Annotated in this window: 18 protein-coding genes and 1 pseudogene; 9 read left to right on the top strand and 10 right to left on the bottom strand. The window is 69.7% G+C overall.

The features are described from left to right. The first annotated feature begins 15 nt into the window (after positions 1-15). Together ACIDOCELLA78_RS000000106300 and ACIDOCELLA78_RS000000106305 are read left to right on the top strand one after the other, a co-directional pair. Entirely contained in the window at positions 16-1,425 is a 1,410-nt protein-coding gene (locus ACIDOCELLA78_RS000000106300; protein ID WP_201728866.1) for an APC family permease, read from the top strand. Next, entirely contained in the window at positions 1,425-2,489 is a 1,065-nt protein-coding gene (locus ACIDOCELLA78_RS000000106305; protein ID WP_201728867.1) for a tartrate dehydrogenase, read from the top strand. The genes ACIDOCELLA78_RS000000106300 and ACIDOCELLA78_RS000000106305 overlap by 1 nt, the downstream gene beginning before the upstream one ends. A 6-nt stretch (positions 2,490-2,495) precedes the next feature. Here ACIDOCELLA78_RS000000106305 and ACIDOCELLA78_RS000000106310 read toward each other — a convergent pair whose 3' ends face one another. Genes ACIDOCELLA78_RS000000106310 through ACIDOCELLA78_RS000000106320 form a run of 3 tightly spaced genes read right to left on the bottom strand, consistent with a single transcriptional unit; the run spans position 2,496 to position 5,121 of the window. Beyond that, positions 2,496-2,930, bottom strand: a complete 435-nt coding sequence (locus ACIDOCELLA78_RS000000106310) for a GNAT family N-acetyltransferase (RefSeq protein ID WP_249675922.1) — start codon at positions 2,928-2,930, stop codon at positions 2,496-2,498. Further along, positions 2,930-3,700: an inositol monophosphatase family protein gene (locus ACIDOCELLA78_RS000000106315; protein WP_201728869.1), complete on the bottom strand. Its 771-nt coding sequence runs from the start codon at positions 3,698-3,700 to the stop codon at positions 2,930-2,932. The genes ACIDOCELLA78_RS000000106310 and ACIDOCELLA78_RS000000106315 overlap by 1 nt, the downstream gene beginning before the upstream one ends. Further along, complete coding sequence (locus tag ACIDOCELLA78_RS000000106320; RefSeq protein WP_201728870.1) at positions 3,697-5,121, bottom strand: cytochrome c family protein; 1,425 nt, start codon at positions 5,119-5,121, stop codon at positions 3,697-3,699. Before ACIDOCELLA78_RS000000106320 ends, ACIDOCELLA78_RS000000106315 begins: the two co-directional genes overlap by 4 nt. Before the next feature lie 104 nt (positions 5,122-5,225). On the opposite strand from ACIDOCELLA78_RS000000106320, the gene ACIDOCELLA78_RS000000106325 reads away from it, so the two are divergent. From ACIDOCELLA78_RS000000106325 to ACIDOCELLA78_RS000000106340, 4 genes are all read left to right on the top strand, one after another. Further along, positions 5,226-5,957 (top strand): 3-deoxy-manno-octulosonate cytidylyltransferase, encoded by a 732-nt coding sequence (locus ACIDOCELLA78_RS000000106325; RefSeq protein ID WP_201728898.1) that lies wholly within the window; start codon positions 5,226-5,228, stop codon positions 5,955-5,957. Then, complete coding sequence (locus ACIDOCELLA78_RS000000106330) at positions 5,954-6,817, top strand: prephenate dehydratase (RefSeq protein WP_201728871.1); 864 nt, start codon at positions 5,954-5,956, stop codon at positions 6,815-6,817. Before ACIDOCELLA78_RS000000106325 ends, ACIDOCELLA78_RS000000106330 begins: the two co-directional genes overlap by 4 nt. Before the next feature lie 183 nt (positions 6,818-7,000). Next, positions 7,001-8,845 carry a Hint domain-containing protein gene (locus tag ACIDOCELLA78_RS000000106335; protein WP_201728872.1) on the top strand — a complete coding sequence of 615 codons (1,845 nt, stop codon included), beginning with the start codon at positions 7,001-7,003 and terminating at the stop codon, positions 8,843-8,845. A 181-nt stretch (positions 8,846-9,026) separates the two neighbouring features. Further along, positions 9,027-9,320 (top strand): hypothetical protein, encoded by a 294-nt coding sequence (locus ACIDOCELLA78_RS000000106340; RefSeq protein ID WP_201728873.1) that lies wholly within the window; start codon positions 9,027-9,029, stop codon positions 9,318-9,320. 188 nt (positions 9,321-9,508) lie between these two features. On the opposite strand, the pseudogene ACIDOCELLA78_RS000000106345 reads toward ACIDOCELLA78_RS000000106340, so the two are convergent. The 7 genes and pseudogenes from ACIDOCELLA78_RS000000106345 to ACIDOCELLA78_RS000000106375 form a co-directional block, all read right to left on the bottom strand. Beyond that, positions 9,509-10,104 (bottom strand): annotated as a pseudogene (locus ACIDOCELLA78_RS000000106345) (ribonuclease HII). Next, entirely contained in the window at positions 10,097-10,594 is a 498-nt protein-coding gene (locus ACIDOCELLA78_RS000000106350) for an NADH-quinone oxidoreductase subunit B family protein (RefSeq protein WP_201728874.1), read from the bottom strand. The pseudogene ACIDOCELLA78_RS000000106345 and the gene ACIDOCELLA78_RS000000106350 overlap by 8 nt, the downstream one beginning before the upstream one ends. Then, positions 10,587-11,855, bottom strand: a complete 1,269-nt coding sequence (locus ACIDOCELLA78_RS000000106355; RefSeq protein ID WP_249675979.1) for a Ni Fe-hydrogenase III large subunit — start codon at positions 11,853-11,855, stop codon at positions 10,587-10,589. Before ACIDOCELLA78_RS000000106355 ends, ACIDOCELLA78_RS000000106350 begins: the two co-directional genes overlap by 8 nt. Next, positions 11,746-12,192: a hypothetical protein gene (locus ACIDOCELLA78_RS000000106360; protein WP_249675926.1), complete on the bottom strand. Its 447-nt coding sequence runs from the start codon at positions 12,190-12,192 to the stop codon at positions 11,746-11,748. The genes ACIDOCELLA78_RS000000106355 and ACIDOCELLA78_RS000000106360 overlap by 110 nt, the downstream gene beginning before the upstream one ends. A gap of 154 nt (positions 12,193-12,346) precedes the next feature. Next, a complete protein-coding gene (locus ACIDOCELLA78_RS000000106365; protein WP_249675946.1) occupies positions 12,347-13,177 on the bottom strand; it encodes a hypothetical protein in 831 nt (276 codons plus the stop codon). Continuing rightward, positions 13,174-14,445: a hypothetical protein gene (locus ACIDOCELLA78_RS000000106370; protein WP_249675949.1), complete on the bottom strand. Its 1,272-nt coding sequence runs from the start codon at positions 14,443-14,445 to the stop codon at positions 13,174-13,176. Before ACIDOCELLA78_RS000000106370 ends, ACIDOCELLA78_RS000000106365 begins: the two co-directional genes overlap by 4 nt. Before the next feature lie 53 nt (positions 14,446-14,498). After that, a complete protein-coding gene (locus tag ACIDOCELLA78_RS000000106375; RefSeq protein ID WP_201728876.1) occupies positions 14,499-15,383 on the bottom strand; it encodes a sulfite oxidase heme-binding subunit YedZ in 885 nt (294 codons plus the stop codon). 249 nt (positions 15,384-15,632) lie between these two features. Here ACIDOCELLA78_RS000000106375 and ileS point away from each other — a divergent pair, with 249 nt between their 5' ends. From ileS to ACIDOCELLA78_RS000000106390, 3 genes are read left to right on the top strand one after another with little or no spacing between them, the layout of a single operon-like run. Continuing rightward, positions 15,633-18,461 (top strand): isoleucine--tRNA ligase, encoded by a 2,829-nt coding sequence (gene ileS / locus ACIDOCELLA78_RS000000106380; RefSeq protein ID WP_201728877.1) that lies wholly within the window; start codon positions 15,633-15,635, stop codon positions 18,459-18,461. Beyond that, the gene (gene lspA / locus ACIDOCELLA78_RS000000106385) at positions 18,458-19,009 is read left to right on the top strand and encodes a signal peptidase II (RefSeq protein ID WP_201728878.1); all 552 of its coding nucleotides are present in this window, start codon (positions 18,458-18,460) and stop codon (positions 19,007-19,009) included. Before ileS ends, lspA begins: the two co-directional genes overlap by 4 nt. After that, positions 19,006-19,578, top strand: coding sequence for a DUF3035 domain-containing protein (locus tag ACIDOCELLA78_RS000000106390; RefSeq protein ID WP_201728879.1), 573 nt, complete (start codon positions 19,006-19,008; stop codon positions 19,576-19,578). The genes lspA and ACIDOCELLA78_RS000000106390 overlap by 4 nt, the downstream gene beginning before the upstream one ends. Positions 19,579-19,595: the final 17 nt, after the last annotated feature.

Here is a 19,595-nt window from a genome sequence, read left to right on the forward strand (position 1 = left end):
AGACCGGGAGCCATCATGTCTGTTCTGGGTTCGCATCACCGACTGAAGCGCGACGCGCTGGGCCTGCCCCAGATCGTCGCCTCGACTCTCGCCAATATCGCGCCGGCGATGAGCTTCTTCTTCGGCTTCGGGCTGATCGTCAGCGGCGCCGGCGTCGCCGCCCCGCTCACCATCCTGGTCGCCATGGTGGTGGTGCTGTTCCTGACCAACACGCTTGCCGAATTCTCGAAATACCGGCCCTCGACCGGCTCCTTCGTCACCTTCATCGGCATGGCGTTCGGCCCGGTGGCGGGGGCTGCGGCCTCGATTTTCGTGGTGTTCGGCTATGTCGTCGCCGCCTCCTCGGTGGTGGTGATCTCGGGCGGCTGGGCGCATGACACGCTGAAATTGTTTCTCGGCCTGAACATTCCCTGGCAGCTCCTCAGCCTGCTCGAAACCGGCCTGGTCGGCATCCTGGTCTCGCGCGGCGTCGCGCTCTCGACCACCTGGGCCGCCGTGTTCTTCTATTTCGAACTCGCCCTGCTGCTGATCGGCGCGATCACCATGCTGGTGGTCAATGCCGGCCATCTCAGCCTTGCGCCGTTCGAGTGGAGCCACCTGTCGGGCGGGCTCAAGGGCATCGGCCTCGGCTTCCCGATCGCGATCTACCTCTTCATCGGCTGGGAGAACTCGGCAACGCTGGCCGAGGAAACCCGCGATGCGCGGCGCAACATCCCCCGCGCCCTGATCATCGGCACGCTGTCGATCGGCATTCTCTACATGTTCCTCGCCTATGCCACCGAAATCGCCTTCCACAACAACGCGACCGCGATCGGCAAGGCGGACATCCCCTTCGTCGACGCGTTCAAGGCCTCGGCGGCGTCGTTCCTGATCATCGCCTATCTCGCCGGCGTCACCAGCATCTTTTCCTCGCTGCTGGGCCTGACCAACAGCCAGGCGCGCATCCTGTTCAGCTCCGGCCGCGAGGGGCTGCTGCCGCGCTTCTTCGGCAAGATCCACCCGCAGCACCGCACGCCCTTCGTCGCGATGTGGAGCTACGTGCTGGTCGCCCTCGGAATCGTCATCTTCTTCGGCTGGAACATCAAGCCGGTCGATCTCTTCGGCGAGACCGGCTCGCTCGGCACGATCCCGGTGATCCTCACCTATCTCGTCACCAACATCGCGCTGCCGGTCTACATGCTTCGCCACCACCGCAACGAGTTCAACCCGGTGAGGCACGCGCTGATCCCCATCCTCGGCACGATCCTGATGCTCTTCCCGCTCTGGGGCCTGATCCAGCCCGGCCAGCCCTACCCCTACAACATCTATCCCTGGGCGGCGCTCGGCGTGCTGGTCCTCTCGGTCATCTACGGCATTACCCTTGCGAAGCGCGACCCCGATCTCGTGCAGAAGATCGGCGCCTACGTCGCCGACGAGGAATACTGATGCCGCGCCGCCACCGCATCGCCGTCATCGAGGGTGACGGCATCGGTCGCGAGGTCATCCCGGCGGCCCGCACGGTGCTCGACCGTGCGGCCGCCGCCTGCGGCTTCACGCTCGACTGGCGGGATTTCGACTGGAGCTGCGAAACCTGGAAGGCCACCGGGCGGATGATGCCGGAAGACGGCATCGCCCGCCTCGCCGATCACGACGCGATCTTTCTCGGTGCCGTCGGCTATCCCGGCGTGCCGGACCACATCTCCCTCTGGGGCCTGCTGATCCCGATCCGCCGCGAATTCGACCAGTATGTGAATCTCCGCCCCGTCCGCCTGCTGCCCGGCGTTCCCTGCCCGCTCGCCAACAAGCAGCCCGGCGACATCGATTTCTGGGTGGTGCGCGAGAATGTGGAGGGCGAATACAGCCAGATCGGCGGGCGCATGTTCGCCGGCACCGAGCGCGAATTCGTCGAGCAGACCGCGATCTTCACCCGCGCCGGCACCGACCGCATCCTGCGCTACGCCTTCGACCTCGCCCGCCGCCTCGGCCGCCCGCACGTCACCTCGGCGACCAAGTCGAACGGCATCTTCCACTCGATGCCGTTCTGGGATGAACGCTTCGCCGCGGTGGGCGCGGAATACCCCGAGATCCGCACCGACCAGTACCATATCGACATCCTCGCGGCGCGCTTCGTGATGAGCCCCGAGCGGTTCGATGTCGTCGTCGGCTCGAACCTGTTCGGCGACATCCTCTCCGATCTCGGCCCCGGCGTGACCGGCACGATCGCCGTCGCCCCCTCGGCCAATCTCAACCCGGAGAAGAAATTTCCCTCGATGTTCGAGCCGGTGCATGGCTCGGCCCCCGACATCTTCGGCCAGCGCATCGCCAATCCGGTCGGCGCGATCTGGGCCGGTGCGATGATGCTCGATCACCTCGGCGAGACCGAAGCCGCATCGCTGGTCCTCCGCGCGATCGAGACCGCCCTCGGCGATCCCGCATCGCCGCGCACGCCCGATCTTGGCGGCACCGCGAAGATGGACGATCTCGCCGCGGCGATCACCGCCGCGGTCTGATCCCGCTCAGAGTGTTTTCGCGAACCCGAACAGGGTGATGGCAAGGCCCTCGCGGAAATAGAACCGGTGCGCCCGCTCGCGATGGGTGCCCGATTCGAGCGTCAGCCGGGTGCAGCCGCGCCGGCGCGCCTCCGCCTCGCACCAGCCGAGCAGGGCGGCGCCATGCCCGGCGCTGCGGCGATCGGGGGCGGTGACGAGATCGTCGATATAGAACCTATAGCCGTTCGCCGTGTCGTGAAAGGCGCGGAACACCGCCAGCGCCCGCGGCGCGCCCGCCTCGTGCAGCAGCGCCATTTCTGCTCCCCCGGCCAGAATCCGGCGCATCGTGCCCTCGTAATCGGCGGGAAGATGCGGCCGCAGCACGCGGTGCAGCGCCTCGGAACACGCCAGCCAGTCCGCGAGATCATCCGCGCCGGCGGTCAGATGGACGATCGGCGGCATCATCCGCCGAGCAGCGCCACGGCATCGCCGAGCAGGGCCGGATTGCCGAGCGCCAGCGCGGTGCCGTCGCTCTCCAGGGTAAGTGGCGCGCCCCGCCAGTCGGTCATCGCCCCGCCCGCCGCCTCGATCACCGGGGCCAGCGCCGACCAGTCCCACGGCTTGAGATCGGCCTCGGCGATGACGTCGATCTGCCCCAACGCCAGCAACCCGTAACCATAGGCATCGCCGCCATAGCTCACCCGCCGGCAGGCGCCGGCAAGCCGGCGAAACCGGCCGAATTGCGGCTCGGTGAACATGTCGGGCGAGGTGCAGGAAAGCTCCGCCTCGGCCAGCGAGGCCACAGCCCGCGTCCCGGGTTCCCCGCCATGCGGGCCGGAAAAGTGCAGCTCGCCCTCATGGGCAAGCCACCGCTCGCCCAGCACCGGCTGGTCGATCAGCCCGAGTATCGGTCGCCCATGTTCCAGCAGCGCGATCAGCGTCGCGAAGACCGGCCGGCCAGTGATAAAGGCCCGCGTGCCGTCGATCGGGTCGATCACCCAGGTGAACCGCCCGCCTTCCCGCCCGCCCATTTCCTCGCCGATCACGGCATGGTCCGGGCAATGCTGGTCCAGAACACGGCGGATCGCGGCTTCCGCGCCCCGATCCGCAAGCGTCACCGGACTTGCATCCGCCTTGGTGTCGACATCGATCCGCGCCCGGAAATGCGCGCGGATTACCGCCCCCGCCGCGTCCGCCGCGGCCGAGGCCACGGCGACCGGATCAAACCTCATTTGAAGGTTTCGGGATGGTCGGACTGCTGGTTGAGATAGGCGATCATGTTGGCGCGGGCGACGTTGTTCTTGATGCCCGGATAGGCCATGTGCGTGCCCGGCACCGCCTTCATCGGATCATAGAGCCACTCGTTCAGCTCATGCACGGTCCAGTCGCCGGTCGCGTGCGTCTTCGCGGCCGAGGAGAAGCTGTAGCCGGCGGTCGCGAACATCTTGGAGCCCAGCACGCCATACAGGTTCGGCCCGACGCCGTTGGCGCCCCCCTTGTTGATCGAGTGACAGGCCGAGCATTGCTGCTGGAACATCGCCTGGCCCTTGGCCGGCGCGGCCTTGGCCATCAGCGTCTTCACCGGCGGCGCGCTGGCATCGAGCCCTGTCGGCGCGGCGCCCGCGGCAGAAGCGGTCGTCGCGGCGGGGCCCGACGCGGCGGCGAGGTTCACCGGATGGTCGGACTGCTTGTTGAGATAGGCGATCACGTCGGCCCGGGTCTGGTTGTTCTTGATCCCCGGATAGGCCATGTGCGTGCCCGGAACCGCCTTCATCGGCGCATACAGCCATTCATCAAGCTCGTGCGGGGTCCACTTTCCATCGGCATGCTGCTTGGCCGCGCCGGAGAAGGTGTAGCCGGCCTTGGCGAACATCGGCGCGCCGACGACACCGTAAAGATTCGGCCCAACGCCGTTCGCCCCGCCCTTGTTCACCGAGTGACAGGCCGAGCATTGCTGCTGGAAGAACGCCTGGCCCTTGCTCGCGTCGGCACTGGCGTAAAGGGTGGCGATCACCGGCGCGCCGGACTCAAGACCCGCCGGCGCCGCCCCCTTCGAGGCCACGGCGGTGCCGCCGGCGCCCGGCTTGGGCAGCGGGATCGGGCTGTCCGCCAGCGTGCGCAGATAGGCGATCGCATCGGCGCGAACATGATCATTCTTGATGCCGGTGTAGCCCATGCGGGTGCCCGGCGCGAATTTCTGCGGATCGTCCAGCCACTCGTTCATCTTCTGGTAGGTCCAGACGCCGTTGGCGACCTTCTTCACCGCGCCGGAGAAGGTATAGCCCGCCTTCTTGAACATCGGATCGCCCATCACGCCGTAGAGGTTCGGCCCCACGCCGGCCGCGCCGCCCTTGTTGAGTGTGTGGCAGGCCGCGCATTGCTGCTGCACGAAGGCCTGGCCCTTCTTCACATCGGCCTTGACGATCAGCCCGTCGATGGAGGGGATGCCGCTGCTCTGCGCCGCGACGGGCGCTTCGGCGGTCTTGATGACCGGCTTTTTGACGTCCTTCTCGCCGGTAATCACCCCGGCGGCGTGGATCGCGATCCAGACCAGAAGCCCGGCCGAGAGAATGCCACCGGCAATCTTGTTCAGCAGCAGCGGGTCGCGGCCCTTGCCGCCGTGTCCGGAAGACGGGTGGTTCTGATCACTCATAAGCGCGGTCCCTCCAAAGCTTTACGGAGGGATGTATAGCGATTTAGGAAAGTGCGACAAGCGATAACAATGGTGTTGGCCCCATATCCTTCAAGGAGGCAGATATTCCGGCTCCCATCGTCCTGATTCCCGCCCGCCTGGGCTCGACCCGGCTGCCCGGAAAACCCCTTGCCGATATCGGCGGACTGCCGATGATCGTCCACGTCCTGCGCCGCGCCGAGGCCGCCGCGATCGGCCCGGTTGCGGTCGCCTGCGCCGAATCGGCGATCGCCGACGCGGTGCGCGCGGCCGGCGGCACGGCGGTGCTGACCGACCCTGACCTGCCCAGCGGGTCCGACCGTATCCATGCCGCGCTTGCCACACTCGATCCGGCGGGCGTTCATGACATCGTGGTGAATCTTCAGGGCGACCTGCCCGGCTTCCCCCCGCGCGCGCTGCGCGACCTCGTCGCGGTGCTCGACGATCCCGGATTCGACATCGCCACCCTGGTCGCCCCGGTCACCACCGCGAAGGAAGCCGCCGCCCCCTCGGTGGTCAAGGCCGCCTGCGGCTTTGGCGACGCCGCCACCGCCCCCGCGCTCTATTTCTCGCGCCACCCGATCCCCTCCGGCCCGGGGCCGCTCTGGCACCATGTCGGCGTCTACGCCTATCGCCGCGCGGCACTCGAGCGTTTCGTCGCCGCCCCGCCCTCGCCGCTCGAGTTGCGGGAGAAACTCGAACAGCTTCGCGCTCTCGAACTCGGCCTGCGGATCGGCGCGGCGCGGATTGACCGGGCTCCCTTCGGGGTCGATACCCCTGAAGACCTCGACCGCGCCCGCAGGAACCTTGCCGCATGACATCCCGAATCGCCTTCCAGGGCGCGCCCGGCGCCTATTCCGACCTCGCCTGCCGCACCGCCTGCCCCGGCATGGCCACCCTGCCCTGCCAGACCTTCGAGGCGGCGATCGAGGCGGTGCGCACCGGCGAGGCGGAATACGCCATGCTGCCGACCGAGAACTCGCTCGCCGGAAGAGTGCCGGACATGCATGCCCTGCTGCCCGACTCCGGGCTTTCGATCATCGGCGAGCACTTCCAGCGCGTGGAGCACTGCCTGCTGGCCCCGCGCGGCGCCGTGATCGACGCCATTCGCCAGGTGCATTCCCACGCCGTCGCCCTCGGCCAGGTGCGCGCCCTGGTCCGCGAACTCGGCGCGCAGGCGGTTGTCGAGGCCGACACCGCCGGCTCGGCCGAACTCGTCGCCCGCTGGAACGACCTTTCCCGCGCCGCGATCGCCTCGTCTCTCGCCGCCGATATCTACGGGCTCGACATTCTCCGCCGCAACGTCGAGGATGCCGCGCACAACACCACCCGTTTCTACATGATGGCCCGCACCCCGCGCCTGCCGCCGGTCGAAACGCCGGACCTGATCACCAGCTTCGTCTTCCGCGTGCGCAACGTGCCGGCTGCGCTCTACAAGGCGCTCGGCGGCTTCGCCACCAACTCGGTGAACATGACGCGGCTGGAGAGCTACATGGTCGGCGGCCAGTTCGCCGCCACCCAGTTCCTCTGCGAGATCGACGGCCACCCCGAACAGCGCAACGTCCGCCTCGCCCTTGAGGAACTCGATTTCTTCTCCCGCGAAATCCGGATCCTCGGCGTCTATCCCGCCGCTGCCTTCCGGCTGGAACAGCGCATGGCCCGGCAGGGCGCCGACTGAAACCTCAAGTAGAAAAATCCTTAAAAATACTCATTTTTCAGTATTTTTTTAGAAATTGGTGAAGAATTTGTTTGAACCCTCCACGGAGCCCTGCTAACCCGGCGACAGTTTCGGGCGCAAAACACCGCCCTCTTCACGGTCACCGGCACATGACGTGCGAGGCCCGGCCGTTGGAGACATTTGATGACGGGCGATTTGACGACAGATACTTTCCAGCCCCCTGCCGGCGCCGTCGCCGACTGGAGTGCCGCATGGAACTGGAGTAACGGCGCCGTCCCCGGCCCGGCCGGCGCGGCGGAGATCGATGGCAGCGTGGCTCTGGTCGATCCGGGTGTGACGATCGCGGGCGCGCTCCGGCTCGACGGCCGGCAAAGCGCCGCCGGCCTCACCGGCAATGGCGGCGCCGTCGCCCTCGGCACCGACTCGCGGCTCGACATCGCCGGCACGGCCGCACTCTTTGCATCCGACCAGATCATGACCGCGGGGACGATCACGCTCGAAGGCGGCGCGTCGGCCGATGTGGTGGTCGATATCGGCGCGCTTACCGGCCTGCCCGGCGCGGCCGCACCGCAATTCGACAATACCGGAACCATCGCGGTCGGCGCCGGCGCCACGCTGTCGGTCGGCAGCACGGCGTTCGACAATGAAGGCGCCGTCAGCCTCGCCGGCGGCACGCTCATCATCGATGGCGGCGCGCTGTCAGGCGGCGGCACGATCGCGCTCGACGATGGCAGTTCGGTGCGCCTCGCGGATGCGGTCGCCAGCCAGACTTTCCAGTTCGGCCCGGGCAGCGCAACCCTCACCCTCGCCGACCCCTGTCTCGGTGCCAACGTGACCATCGGCGGCCTGTCCGGCGGCGACGCCATCCTGCTGCCATCGCTGGTCGGCGGCTCGATCCGCCAAAGCGGCGCCACCGTCAGCCTGCTCGACGCGCGGGGCCATGTCGATGGCAGCTTCACCAGCGCCAATGCCGCGCCGCTCTTCGCCACCACCGGCCCGGGCGGGCTCAGCCTCACCGCCTCCATCGCCACGCACACCGCCGGCCCGAACCCGAACTGCTATGCGCGCGGCACGATGATCCTCACGCCGAACGGCCCGCGCCCGGTTGAAACCCTCATGGCCGGCGACCGGGTGGTTACCGCCGCAGGCCAGACCGTTCCCGTCATCTGGACCGGATCGCGCGTGCTCGATCTGACGGCGCATCCCGCGCCCGAGCAGGTGCAGCCCATCAGCCTCGCCGCCGGGTCGCTCGCGCCCGGGCTGCCGGCGCGCCGCCTGCGCCTGTCACCCGACCACGCCCTGCTGCTGGACGGCGTGCTGGTGCCGGCGCGGCTTCTCGTCAACGGAGCCACCATCCGCCGGGACGAGGCCTGCCTCGCAATCTCCTATCACCACGTCGAACTCGCCCGGCACGATCTGTTGCTGGCCGAAGGCGCGCCCTGCGAAAGCTATCTCGACACCGGCAACCGGGCGGGCTTTGCCAGCGCCGAAACCTGTGCCGTGCGCGATCTGAGCTGGGATCACGACGCCTGCGCGCCGCTCTGCACCGGCGGCGCCCGCCTGCGCGCAATCCGCGAAACCCTGCATGCCCGCGCCCTCGCGCTCGGCTTTGCGGTCGAGACACATCACGATGCGGCCCTCTGGGCCGGCGGCACAGTCATGCCGATCACGCCCGACAAATGGATCGCGCTGCCGCACGGCCATGGCGGCAGGGCCTTCCTGCACTCGCCCCGCTTCGTGCCCGCCTGGATCGATCCCGCCTCCGAAGACCGGCGGGAACTCGGCGTCGCGCTCGCGGAATTGAGAACCGAGACCCTCGGTCTCGACATCGCCGCCAGCGCGGCAAGCGGCTTTCACCCCAAGGCCGCAGGCGATCAGACGATCTGGTCGTCAGGCCATGGCGAACTTTGCCTTCCACCCGGTGCGACTCGCCTTTTTATCCGGCTTGCGGCTTTCCCACAGCTTTGGCGCCGCGTAGACTCATCCGAGCAATTACACACAGCCGCCCACAATCTGTGCCGCTTTTAACAATATGGAAACGTTTTTGATGTTAAAATTGTCTAAAATATGATCCAGTTCATCTCAAGAATAAATTTGCTCAGGAGAGCGAAATATGAAATTTTAATTCGAATGAAATTCGTTCATTAAAAAGTATGGTATTTCGATTACTATTTGGTAATATGGTCTCAGAAATAACAGGAATTCGAGCATGTCCCTGACCGACAACGACCACCAGACCCCCGCCGTCGAAGACACCGGCAAGGCCGAGCGGTCGACAACCCGCTACAGCCGCCGCCTCTCGGACAAGATCCTGATCGCATTCCACCATGCCTGCGACCAGGACGATTACGAAATCGCGGAAGATCTCCTGGGCATTCTCGAACGCCTGCTGACCCGCCGTTCCGTCCACCCGGACGCCAACCGCAGGAAAAGCATCGAGAGCCTCGTCGCCGCTCATGAGCGTCTGTGGCATTTGCGCCACCCCGAACGCCGCTACGCCTGACCGGCGAAGTCCTGACGGATTCCGTCTCGCCCGGCGCGGATCAGGGCCGCGCCAGGCCCAGCCCCGCCGGCTGGATCATGTGACTTAGAGCATCATCCGATCCGGCTGGATCAGAAAGTGCTTTAGTGTCCTGAATCCGAAATCCGATGGATTTCAGATTGAAAGTGGATACTAGAAAAATCAATCATTTAGCTTCTCAGTAGCGGGCCGAACCCACGCCGGTGATGCGCGGTGGCGCCGAGACTGACAATCGCCGCACGATGGCTCGCCGTGCCATACCCCGCGTTGCGCTCCCAGCCATAGCCCGGATACCGCCGCGCCAGCCGCTCCATCGCCCTGTCGCGCACCACTTTCGCGGCAATCGACGCCGCCGCGATGGACAGCGACAGCGAGTCCCCCCAACCAGACACTGACAGGGTATCGGCAGGTCGGGGCCGATCTTGCCATCGACGAGCACGCGGTCGGGCCAAACCCGCAACCGCGCCACCGCCCGGCGCATCGCCAGCAGGCTCGCCCGCAGGATGTTCATTTCCTCGATCTCGGCGACGGACGCCGCCGCCACCGCAATGTCCGCGCCGGCGCCGATCAGCGCCGCCAGCGCCGCCTCCCGCCGTGCCGCGGATAAACGCTTGGAATCATCGACCATCGCGGCAATCTGCGCCGGCAAGTCCGGCGGCAGCACCGCGGCGGCGGCCATCACGGGTCCGGCCAGCGGACCGCGCCCGACCTCGTCCACCCCCGCGACCACGCCGCCAAGGACGCGCTCATGGCTGAAATCAGGCATGCGGTTCGGTGCGCCTCACCCGCGCTTCGCGCGCATTCGCCTCCAGCAGCGCCACCAGCCCCGCGAGGATCTGCCGTGGCGAGGGCGGGCAGCCGGCGATCAGCAGATCGACCGGGATCACCGCCTGCACCCCGCCCAGAACCGGCGGCGCGCCCTTGAACACGCCGCCATCCAGCGCGCAGTCCCCGGCCGCGACGACGAAACGCGGCGGCGCCATCCCGGCAAGGCTCTTGCGCACCGCCTCCGCGAGGTTGCGCGTCGCCACCCCGGTCACCAGCAGGATATCGGCGGCGCGGATGTCGTCCACGAGCGCGATACCTTGCGCCGCCATGCCGCCCCGCAACCGTCGGCAGGCGCCGATCTCGATCTCGCAGCCGCCGCAACTGCCGGCATCGACATGCCGCACCGCGAGGCTCCGCCCGAGCAGCGCCTGACCAGTCGCCGCAAGCCGAGTGCTGAGCACCCGGACCGGATCGTCCGCGTCATCCATCGATCGCCCCCGGCGGCACCGCGTAGCAGGCCTCGAGCACGCCGAACCCCTCGATGTCCAGCCCGGCGGCCGCAACCTCCAGGCGGCCAGCCAGCCGAGGCGCGGGGTCCATCAGCGCCGCGGCGGCGATCTGCCCGTCATGCAGCTTCACCCAGTGATGCACCATCCCCCGCGACGAGCCCGCCGAACCGAGCCCGGCGGCGCTGACCGGCGGCAGCGCCGCCACGATCTCGCCCGGCGGCGCCGCCTCGATCGCGGGCACGATCGCGGCCCCGCGCGCCAGCACCGCCCGCGCCCTGTCCCGCGCCAGCGCCGCCGCCGGCCCCAGCGCCCGGCGGACGCGAAATTCCCCTACGCGCCGGACCGACGCCGCAGCCTCGGCCAGCGCCGCGGCGAGCGCCGGCAGCGCCTCCGGCCGGGCGTCCACCTCCAGCCCTCCGGGCGTCACCGCGTCCATCATCAGCCGATGGCCGAACAGCACCGCGACGGCGGCGGCGATATCGTCCCGCGCGCGACCGAGACTGGTCGCAAGCCCGGGTCTGCCCGCCGCATCGAGTGCTGCCGCCAGCGCCAGAAGATGCGCCGTCACCCGCTCGATATCCAGCATCGCCGCCCGCAGCGCCGCCGCACGGGGCGGAACATCGCACCCGCCGGCCGCCTCGGCGGCGCGGGCGAAGGCGAGCGCGTGCGCCACCACCGCATCGCCGACCAGCCGCGCCGCGAACCGCGCCGCCGCCCGCGGCGACTTGCCGTGCAGCAGCGACGCGATGTCGCGACAGGCATAGCCGTGGCGGTGTTCGAGCCGGACAATCCGCCCCGCCTCGATGGTGAAACGGCGATGAACCGGCCGGGCGATCAGCCCGGCGACCGGCCCCTGCCCGACCTGAAACGCCCCTTCGCCGGCCGGCGCGTCGAAGCGCGGCCAGGCGGAATCGCCCTCACCGTGGCGAATGGCCGGCCGGGTGTCAGCCGCCCCCGTCGCGACCGCACCCTCGCGGTCCACGGCCAGCCGCTCGTACCAGCCGGCATCGGGGATCACCGGCGAGAGCGCAGGGTATGCGCCGCCTTCCAGCGTGACCGCCACCAGCAGCGGCGCCGCGCGAAAATACAGCGCATGGGCACGGCCATCGGCCACGAACAGCCCGGCGAAATCAGCCGGGTCCACCAGCCGGGCCAACCGCAGCCAGTCCGCCGCGGTCAGCAGATGCAGCGCCGCCCCGCCGCACGGCTCGACCGGCGCACCCGCGAGCAGCGCGGCGATCTCGGCGTCGTTCATCGCAGCCCCGCGACCGGCGCCGCCCAAGCAGCACGGTCAGGAGAAGAAGCAACAGCACGGCCGGCTTGCGCCCCGCCACCTCGCCGGCGCCGCTTCCGCCCGGCAGCGTCAGCCCCCGCGCGGCACCCGCCCCGATCAGCGCGACGAGCCCCCCCGCCAGCAGCGGCGAGACCGTCGCGGCCGCGCCGACGATGCGGAAATCGCCGGCGAACAACCCGAAGGGCGGCAGCCCGGCCAGCGCCACGATCGCCCAGCGCCGCAGCCCGCCCGTGCCCGCCAGGGCGACGGCGATGCGGCCGAGCGCCACCCCCGCAAGAACCATCCCCCGCCCCGGATATCGCCGAGCCCGAACCCGACCATCGCAGCCCCTCCCTGGAGCAGCGCCAGCGCCTCTTCCGCCGGCCAGCGCCGCCAGAGCAGCGCGAGGCCACCGCCCATGCCGAGCAGCCCGGCAACCAGACCGAGCCGGTCCACCGTCACCCCGCCCAGCAGGGCAAGGACGAGCGACACAAGCGCCAGGGCCGCGCCGGCGCGCGGTGCGCCGCCCGGCAGCACCAGCCGCACCACCCCAGCGCCGCCGCCGCGATCGCGAGCTTCGCGGCATAGACCGCGATCCCCTCCGGCCAGCCCAGCGGCGCCGTGGCCCGCGCAAGGCCGGCAGGGGCGAGGAGTGCGACCAGCAGCGCCAGCCCGGCAACCCGGCGCAGCATCGTCTCCGCCAGAAATACCGCGCGGTCGGGCCCGGCATAATCGCCCGGCACCGGTGCTGCATCGGGCCAGGCCAGCAGCACCCCGAGCGCCGCGACGGCGGCTTGCGGCGTCGCCGCGCGGGGCAGCACGGCAAGGGCGGCGAAGCCGAGCAGCCAGGCGAGGTCGGCCGCGAGACCGGATGCGGCAAGGCGGATCGCGGCAAGTCCAGGACCGGCCATGCCGGGATCGATCTCCGCCATCACCCGTATCGCCCGCCCGAGCGCGAGCAACCCGACGAACAGCGCCGGGCCGGCAAGCCCGGCGGTGAGCTGCCCCGCCGCGAAGCCGGGCATGACGGCAAGCAGCGTGACCGTCACCGCCAGCGCGGCCAGCGGCCATATCCCATGCAGCGGCGAGGCGAAGACCGGGCGGATGCGGCGCTTGCGCCCGAGGCGGCGCAGATCCCGCACCGGCTGCGCGAACGGCATGCCGGCCTCTCCCGCCACCGCCCCGGCCAGCCGGGCACGAACGCATTCGAGCAGCACCGCCGCCGCGCCGAGCAGCGCCACGCTCAGCAAGGTGGCCACCGTCCGGCCGGCGAGCACGGCGAGGGTCACGACCACCTCCCTGCGATGCGCGCCCCGCCGAGCCGACGGGCAAGCCGCCGGGCAAGCCATGCCACCGGCCCGTGCAGCGGCGCGGCATATCCCGTGGCGTTGATCTGCGTCACCGGGTCGCCGAAGGGCAGCCAGGCGGGCGGCCGGGCAAACCCGTCCTCGAAGGGCGGCGCCTCGATCGGCCCGGCGCGCAGGCTCCAGCGCCACAGCCCCAGCAGCAGGCCGAGCGGGACCAGCAGCAGAACCGGCGCGGTGACAAGGGCGAGCCCGGCGGCGGCGGCAACCGGCAGGCCGAGCGCGACGAGATCCCGGCGCGGCAGATCCTCGGCCGCGGCGGCGCGCAGGCTACGCGGCCGGCCGAGGCAGACCAGAGCGAACTGGCCCGCCGCCCCGAACCCGGCCAGCGCGAACCCGCAGGCCAGCCCGGTTGCCGCCAGCGCGCCCGGCCATCCCGCGCGGAGCGCCGCGTCGAATATGCCCTGAAACGCGACGAAGCCCGGCCCCGGCGGCAACAGGCTCGCCCAGAACACGGCGCCGCCGAAGCACAGCGCGAAACCCGGCATCCCGCGCGCCAGCCCGCCGAGCCAGTCCGGCGCCCGCGACCCCGTGACGTCCTCGATCCGCGATGCCGCGAGCATCAGCACCGGCGCCACCAGCGCGCCGGTCTCGAGCGCGAGCCGCCCCGCCCCGGCATCGCCCAGCCCGGCCGCAACCAGTGCGAGCCCGGCAAGGCCGAGCGCCGTCCCTTGGGCGAAGCGCAGCAGATCCCCGCCAAGCGCGGCGAGGAGATACCCGGCGGGACACAGCACCGCCCCGGCCGCGAGCGTCGCGCCCGGCAGCCCGGCCGCCGCCGCCAGAGCCAGCAGCGTGGCCGGCAACACCGCCAGCGCGGCAGGTGCCGCCACACGGTCCCGAAGGCTCAGAAACCCGACGATCAATGCCGCAAAAACAAGCGTGTAGAGATTGTTCGCGAGAATGGCGACAAGGCCGGCGAGCACCAGCACGCCGGAAACGCCCAAGCCCGGCGCGGCCAGCAGACCGGCAGACCCGCCCGCCAGCACGGCGAAGATCAGCTCCGCCCGGCCCGGATCGATCGCCAACGCCAGCCCGCCCGCCGGGCCAAGCGCCGGCAGCGCGAACGCCAGCTTGCCCGGCAGCAAGACCGCGCCCGCCAACGCGAGCACAGCCAAGGCCAGCGCCAGGCCGGCAGCAAGAACGGGCGCGATCGACAAGAGTCGCGCGAGCGGGCGGGGCGCGGAGCGTGCCATGTTCCCTTGCTAGCAGGGACCGGCCGAGTCGGGTATGGCGCCGATGTGACGGTTCAGCCCGAGGCCGCCTGGCGCTGCAACCGCCGCGCGGCCACCAGCAAGGCGAACAACGCGAGATCGGCGGCAACGAAGGCCGCCGGGCTGATTCGCGCGGTCGAGAGATTGGCGTCGAGCACGCGCCACGGGTCGATGCCGGAATTCAGCGCATACCAACCGGCCTCACCGCCCGCGGTGATCGCCACCGCCCCGAGGGCGAGGGTGAAAATACCGGCCAGCGAGCGCCGGAAGCCCGGCGGCGCGAGGCGCCAGAGCATCAGCCAGACGAACAGCCCGAACGGCACCATCGCCGCCGAAACGTCGATCTTCTGGGTCAGGAAAAAGTGCCAGATCGAGAGGGCCGCGATCGGATAGACCAGCCGGTGCAGCGACTTCCACCGCCGCCCAAGCCGCGCCATCGCCGCGTCGGTCGAGGTCGCGGCCAGCGCCAGCAACCCGATCGTCGCGATGGTACCGAGGATGAGGTAAAACACCGTAAACATCTGATTCAAAACGAACCCGATGGCATATCCCTCATCCGCCGCATACAGAAACACATGCGCGAACGTGTAGACCGCCGCCGCGAGGCCCAGCATCCGCCGCAGCATCGCCACCCGCATCCAGTCCAACACCGCTCGCGCCGGGGTGATGGCAAGGCCGAGCAGCAGGAAGCGGATCGCCCAGAAGCCGGTCTGCAGCATCAGCTCATGCGTCGGCCGGCCGCCGAGCGCCCCCGCCTGCCGCTCCCACAGCATGTAGCCCGCCGGGGCGATACATAGCCCGAGCGCGATCGTCTTCAGCCAGGAAAACCGCCCCGCCGGCGTGCGCCAGGGCGCGCCGAAAATGCGCGCCTGGCGTTTCGGGCGGGATCGGGCATCAGCGGGCGGGGCGGCATTCGGCATGGCGGTTCTAATTCCGGTGTGGAGGCAGAAATATGCCCTGAATTCGCCCTGCCATCCCCATCCGGATGCAGCGGGGCGCGAAAATCCGTTCAACATTCCGCGCTTGACCGTTCGGGGTGGCGGCTCGCATAACCTCACGCCATGACATCCGCACGGCGCGCCGCCTGCCTCATCCCGCGAATTCGCCGCCCGGCCCTGCAATAGGGCCGGGATCGCCCGCCTGTCCTTTCCTCCGCCGGAGCCTTTTCGATGAACGACCTGCCGTCCAGCCCGCGTGACTACCGCGCCACCGTCTTCCTGCCCCGAACCGGATTTCCGATGCGCGGGGACCTGCCGAAGCGCGAGCCCGAGGCGCTGGCCCGCTGGGCCGCGTCTGGCCTGTTCGGCAAGCTCCGCGCCGATGCCGCCGGCCGCCCGCCCTTCATCCTGCATGACGGCCCGCCCTATGCGAACGGCAACCTGCATATCGGCCACGCGCTGAACAAGATCCACAAGGACCTGATCAACCGCGCCCGCCAGATGGCCGGGTTCGACGCCAACTACGTCCCCGGCTGGGACTGCCACGGCCTGCCGATCGAGTGGAAGGTCGAGGAAGGCTACCGCAAGGCCGGCCGCAACAAGGACGAGGTGCCGGTTCTCGAATTCCGCCGCGAATGCCGCGACTATGCCCAGCACTGGCTCGACGTGCAGGCCGAGGAATTCAAGCGCCTCGGCGTCGAGGGCGACTGGGCGAACCGCTACGCCACGATGGATTTCGCCTCCGAAGCGGCCATCGCCGCCGAAATCCACAAATTCGCCGCCTCCGGCGCGCTCTATCGCGGGCTGCGGCCGGTGATGTGGAGCCCCGTCGAGAAGACCGCCCTGGCCGAGGCCGAGGTCGAGTATCAGGACCGGCGGGACACCGCGATCTGGGTCCGCTTCCCGGTGATCGAGGGCGATCTCGACGGCGCCGCGATCGTGATCTGGACCACGACCCCCTGGACCATCCCCGGCAATCGCGCCCTCGCCGCCGGGCCGGAGTTCGACTATGTCGTGATCCGCATCGCCGACACCACCGAGCACAGCCTCGCCCGCACGGGCGAGCGCCTCGTGGTCGCCGCCGAGCTGCTCGATGCCTTCGCCGCCGAAACCGGCATCACCGCGCACGAAATCGAGCAGACGCTGCGCGGCAAGGATCTCGGCGCCCTCGTCTGCGCCCATCCGCTCCGCGGCCGGGGGTATGACTACGATGTCCCGCTCCTGCTCGGCGATTTCGTCACCACCGAGGCCGGCACCGGCTTCGTCCACATGGCGCCCGCGCATGGCGAGGACGATTTCTTCCTCTGCCGCGCCCACGGCATCGCGGTGCCGGAAACCGTGAACGACGACGGCACCTACGCCGCCGACGTGCCGCTCTTCGCCGGCCTGCATGTCTACAAGGCCGCCGATCCGGTTTGCGCGGCGCTCACCGAAGCCGGCGCGCTGCTCCGGCGCGAGGAGTTCCTCCACTCCTACCCGCATTCCTGGCGGTCCAAGGCGCCGCTGATCTATCTCGCCCGCCCCAACTGGTTCATCCGGATGGACGGCGAGGAGGCGATCCGCGCCCATGCGCTCGAAGCGCTCGACCGCACCGCCTTCGTGCCCGACCAGGGGCGCAACCGCATCCGCTCGATGGTCGAGGCGCGGCCCGACTGGTGCATCTCCCGCCAGCGCGCCTGGGGCGTGCCGATCGCGATCTTCGTCCGGCAGGATGACAAGTCGATCCTGACCGATCCGGCGGTCTTCGCCCGCACCCGCGCCCTGTTCGAGGCCGAGGGGGCGGATGCGTGGTATGCCCGCCCGGCGGCCGACTTCCTCGGCCCGGACCACGACCCCGCCGAGTTCGAGCAGGTCTTCGACATCGTCGATGTCTGGTTCGAGAGCGGCTCGACCCACGCCTTCGTGCTGGAGGCGCGCGGCATGCCCTGGCCGGCGGATCTCTATCTCGAAGGCTCCGACCAGCATCGCGGCTGGTTCCAGGCCTCGCTGCTGGAGGCGGTTGGCACCCGCGGCACCGCCCCCTTCAAGGCGATCGTCACCGACGGCTTCGTGCTCGACGAGCAAGGCCGCAAGATGTCGAAGTCGCTCGGCAACGTCACCGCGCCGCAGCAGGTGATCGACCAGTACGGCGCCGACATCCTGCGCCTCTGGGTGATGAATTCCGACATCCACAACGACCTGCGCATCGGCAAGGACATCCTCAAGCAGCAGGCCGATCTCTACCGCCGCATCCGCAACACGCTGCGCTGGGTCCTTGGCGGGCTCGACGGCTTCACCGAGGCCGAGGCGATGCCGGTCGCCGACATGCCCGATCTCGAACGCTACGTGCTGCACCGCCTCGCCCGGCTCGATGCGATGCTGCGCCGCGCGGTCGAGACGCATGACTGGACCGGCGTCTATCCGGCGATCCACCAGTTCTGCAACAACGATCTCTCGGCCTTCTATTTCGACATCCGCAAGGACGCGCTCTATTGCGACGTCCGGCTCGATGCCGAGGGCCGGATGCTGGCGCAGGGCGAAACCCGGCGCGCCTGCCGTACCGTGCTCGACATCCTGTTCCGCTGCCTCGCCACATGGCTCGCGCCCGTCCTGCCCTTCACCGCCGACGAGGCCTGGCGCGCCCGCCATGGCGAGGAGGCCTGCGTGCATCTCGCGCAGTTCCCCGAGCTTCCCGCCGCCTGGCGCGACGACGCGCTGGACGAGGCCTGGACCGAGATCCGCGCGGTGCGCCGCATCGCCAACGCGCGGATCGAGGACGCCCGCCGCAACGGCGACATCGCCGCCTCGCTCCAGGCCGGGATCGTCCTGACCTTCGCGGTCGACGCGCCGGAAGCCCTGCGCGCGGCGGACTGGGCGGAAATCATGATCACCTCGGCGGCTTCAACCGAAATCGCCGCCGCGCCGGAAGGCGCTGGCGCCAGCGCCCCGCTGCGGGCCGAGCCAGTGGTCGAAATCGCCCCGGGCACGAAATGCGAGCGCTGCTGGAAGGTGCTGCCCGAGGTTGGAACCAGCCCCGCGCATCCCGGCCTGTGCCGCCGCTGCTGCTCGTATGTCGAATGACTGGAACGGCACCTCCCGGCGCACCCGCCCAGGGTAACGCAAGCCGCCGCGCGTTTGGCGCGCTGATGGCGCTGGTCGTGCTGGCGATCGACCAGGTCTCGAAAGCGTGGGTGCTCTACGGGCTCGACCTGCCGCGGCGCGGCAGCGTCGCGATCCTGCCGATGCTCAACTTCACCATGGTCTGGAACCACGGCGTCACCTTCGGCATCCTCGCCGGCGACGATGCACGGCTGCTGCTCATCGCCGTCGCGATCGTGGCGATCGCCGGGCTCTCGGTCTGGCTCTGGCGGACCCCGTCGCTGCTCGCGACCCTCGGCCTCGGGGCGATCATCGGCGGCGCCGCCGGCAACGTCATCTCGCGAATCGGCTATGGCGCCGTGGTCGATTTCGTCGATGTCCATGTCGGCGCCCTGCATTGGTATGTCTTCAACCTCGCCGATGCCGCCATCGATGGCGGCGTCGCCGCGCTGATCCTCGAAAGCCTGTTCAGCCACGACCGCGCCGGTCACTTGCCGCCTCCGGCGCGCGAGGATAAGGAAACGCCATGACCCGTTCATCGCGCGCGACCCTTCCGCTCCTGCTGCTCGGCCCGCTGCTGCTGGCCGGCTGCAGCCATCCCGCCAAGACGTTCGGGCTCGAACTCACCCCGCCGGACGCGTTCGCGGTCGGCACCGAGGCGCCGCTGAGCGTGCCGCCGGATCTGCAAACCCTGCCGCCGCCGGTGCCCGGCGCGCCACGGCCGCAGCAGGTCTCCGCCGCCGGCGAGGCGCAAAGCCTCCTCGCCCCGCAATCCGCCCTGCAAGCGGGCAGCACCAGCCTCGGCCCGGCGCAGCAGGCGCTGCTGCAACAGGCCGGCCCGACCCCGCCCGCCCATATCCGCGCGACCATCAATCAGCAGGCCGAACAGGAAAGCCGCGGCACCGGCTTCGTCGACTCGCTGATGTCCTTCGGCGGCAAGACCCAGGGCGGCAACCAGGTGGTCAACGCGCAGTCCGAACAGAAGCGCTTGCAGGAAAACGCCGCCCTCGGCGAACCGGCGACGAAGGGTGCCACCCCGGCAGCCGCCCCTGCCGGCGCCTCGAAAGGCCTGCTCGGCCGGGTCCTCGACCTGTTCTGAGCCGTTTTCCACCGGCA

The sequence above is a fragment of the Acidocella sp. C78 genome, assembly GCF_907164655.1.

What these genes read in the sequence shown, in the direction of transcription:
- ACIDOCELLA78_RS000000106310 (WP_249675922.1), bottom strand. Translation starts at nt 2,930, where the DNA reads ATGCCGCCGATCGTCCATCTGACCGCCGGCGCGGATGATCTCGCGGAC.
- ACIDOCELLA78_RS000000106315 (WP_201728869.1), bottom strand. Translation starts at nt 3,700, where the DNA reads ATGAGGTTTGATCCGGTCGCCGTGGCCTCGGCCGCGGCGGACGCGGCG.
- ileS (WP_201728877.1), top strand. Translation starts at nt 15,633, where the DNA reads ATGAACGACCTGCCGTCCAGCCCGCGTGACTACCGCGCCACCGTCTTC.
- ACIDOCELLA78_RS000000106360 (WP_249675926.1), bottom strand. Translation starts at nt 12,192, where the DNA reads ATGGTTCTTGCGGGGGTGGCGCTCGGCCGCATCGCCGTCGCCCTGGCG.
- ACIDOCELLA78_RS000000106340 (WP_201728873.1), top strand. Translation starts at nt 9,027, where the DNA reads ATGTCCCTGACCGACAACGACCACCAGACCCCCGCCGTCGAAGACACC.
- ACIDOCELLA78_RS000000106375 (WP_201728876.1), bottom strand. Translation starts at nt 15,383, where the DNA reads ATGCCGAATGCCGCCCCGCCCGCTGATGCCCGATCCCGCCCGAAACGC.
- ACIDOCELLA78_RS000000106305 (WP_201728867.1), top strand. Translation starts at nt 1,425, where the DNA reads ATGCCGCGCCGCCACCGCATCGCCGTCATCGAGGGTGACGGCATCGGT.
- ACIDOCELLA78_RS000000106320 (WP_201728870.1), bottom strand. Translation starts at nt 5,121, where the DNA reads ATGAGTGATCAGAACCACCCGTCTTCCGGACACGGCGGCAAGGGCCGC.
- ACIDOCELLA78_RS000000106330 (WP_201728871.1), top strand. Translation starts at nt 5,954, where the DNA reads ATGACATCCCGAATCGCCTTCCAGGGCGCGCCCGGCGCCTATTCCGAC.
- ACIDOCELLA78_RS000000106370 (WP_249675949.1), bottom strand. Translation starts at nt 14,445, where the DNA reads ATGGCACGCTCCGCGCCCCGCCCGCTCGCGCGACTCTTGTCGATCGCG.
- ACIDOCELLA78_RS000000106350 (WP_201728874.1), bottom strand. Translation starts at nt 10,594, where the DNA reads ATGGATGACGCGGACGATCCGGTCCGGGTGCTCAGCACTCGGCTTGCG.
- lspA (WP_201728878.1), top strand. Translation starts at nt 18,458, where the DNA reads ATGACTGGAACGGCACCTCCCGGCGCACCCGCCCAGGGTAACGCAAGC.
- ACIDOCELLA78_RS000000106335 (WP_201728872.1), top strand. Translation starts at nt 7,001, where the DNA reads ATGACGGGCGATTTGACGACAGATACTTTCCAGCCCCCTGCCGGCGCC.
- ACIDOCELLA78_RS000000106390 (WP_201728879.1), top strand. Translation starts at nt 19,006, where the DNA reads ATGACCCGTTCATCGCGCGCGACCCTTCCGCTCCTGCTGCTCGGCCCG.
- ACIDOCELLA78_RS000000106300 (WP_201728866.1), top strand. Translation starts at nt 16, where the DNA reads ATGTCTGTTCTGGGTTCGCATCACCGACTGAAGCGCGACGCGCTGGGC.